The organism is Actinomycetospora sp. (genome assembly GCF_055612215.1).
This window is the reverse complement of the sequence record NZ_JBVPVA010000548.1, coordinates 1-1288: the sequence shown is the minus strand read 5'-3', so window position 1 is coordinate 1288 and position 1288 is coordinate 1. Positions and strand designations below refer to the sequence as shown.

The window sequence follows — 1288 nt, the reverse complement described above, 5'->3', positions numbered from 1 at the left end:
CCGGTCCCACGGTAGGGGGGCGGCCGCCCCCGTCGTCAGGAGCCGCCGGGTCCGAGCGTGCGCACCGCCTCGTCCTTGCCGGCCACCGAGGTGCGCAGGTCGGCCTGGAAGTCGGCCATCCGGGCGGCGAGACCGGCGTCGGCCGCGGCGAGAATGCGCACGGCGAGCAGTCCGCCGTTGCGGGCCCCGCCGATGGACACCGTCGCGACCGGCACCCCGGCCGGCATCTGCACGATCGACAGGAGGGAGTCCATGCCGTCGAGGTGCTTGAGCGGCACGGGGACGCCGATCACCGGGAGCACCGTCGCGGCGGCGACCATGCCCGGCAGGTGAGCCGCACCCCCCGCGCCGGCGATCACGACGCGCAGGCCCCGGCCGGCGGCGGACTCCGACCAGTCGAGCATCTCCCGCGGGGTGCGGTGCGCCGAGAGCACGCGCGCCTCCCAGGGGACCCCGAACTCGTCGAGCGCCTCCGCGGCGGCCTGCATCGTCGGCCAGTCCGAGTCCGAGCCCATGACGATGCCGACGAGCGGGGGCAGTCGCGTGCCCGCCACCTGGTCGCCCTCGGTCCGGGTCGCCACGGCCTGCCCCGGCACCAGCTCTCCGTTCATGGTCGAGCTCCCCTATCGGCGTGCTCCGTTCGATGCTTCGTCTCCGGCGACATCAGTGGGCGCTCCATCCGTCGTTCCAGACCCCGGTCGCGAGGTGATCGGCCGCGAGGCGCGCCCGCCGGCGCAGGTCGTCCACGTCGGTCCCGGTGAGGTTGACGTGCCCGATCTTGCGACCCGGCCGTTCCGCCTTGCCGTAGAGGTGCACGCGCGCGTCGGGGAAGCGCGCGAGGGTGTGGTGGAGCCGCTCGTCGGGTCCGGTGGCGGGGGCGGACGCGGCGCCGAGCAGGTTGGCCATCACGCACGCCGGCCGCAGCGTCGCCGTCGAGCCGAGCGGATAGTCCAGGACCGCGCGCAGGTGCTGCTCGAACTGCCCGGTGACGGCGCCGTCCATCGACCAGTGGGCGGAGTTGTGCGGACGCATCGCGAGCTCGTTGACCAGGACCTCCCCGCCGGGGGTCTCGAAGAGCTCGACGGCGAGGAGCCCGACGACGCCGAGCGCCGACGCGATCCGCAGGGCGAGCTCCTCGGCCGCCTCGGCGGCCTCCTCGGACAGCCCCGGGGCCGGGGCGAGCACCTCGGTGCAGATGCCGCCGACCTGCACCGTCTCCACCGTCGGGTACACCGCCGCCTGCCCGTACGGCGAGCGGGCCAGCACCACGGCCAGCTCGCGGCGCAGC

2 protein-coding genes are annotated in these 1288 nt (G+C 75.3%); both read right to left on the bottom strand.

What is annotated here, in order from left to right; all coding sequences use genetic code 11:
- Positions 1 to 35: 35 nt before the first annotated feature.
- Positions 36 to 539 (bottom strand): 5-(carboxyamino)imidazole ribonucleotide mutase, encoded by a 504-nt coding sequence (purE, locus tag AC0CYZ_RS15285; protein ID WP_472216777.1) that lies wholly within the window; start codon positions 537 to 539, stop codon positions 36 to 38.
- Between the two features lie 124 nt (positions 540 to 663).
- A partial coding sequence (locus tag AC0CYZ_RS15280; protein WP_472216775.1) for a 5-(carboxyamino)imidazole ribonucleotide synthase occupies positions 664 to 1288 on the bottom strand: 625 nt, incomplete at its 5' end.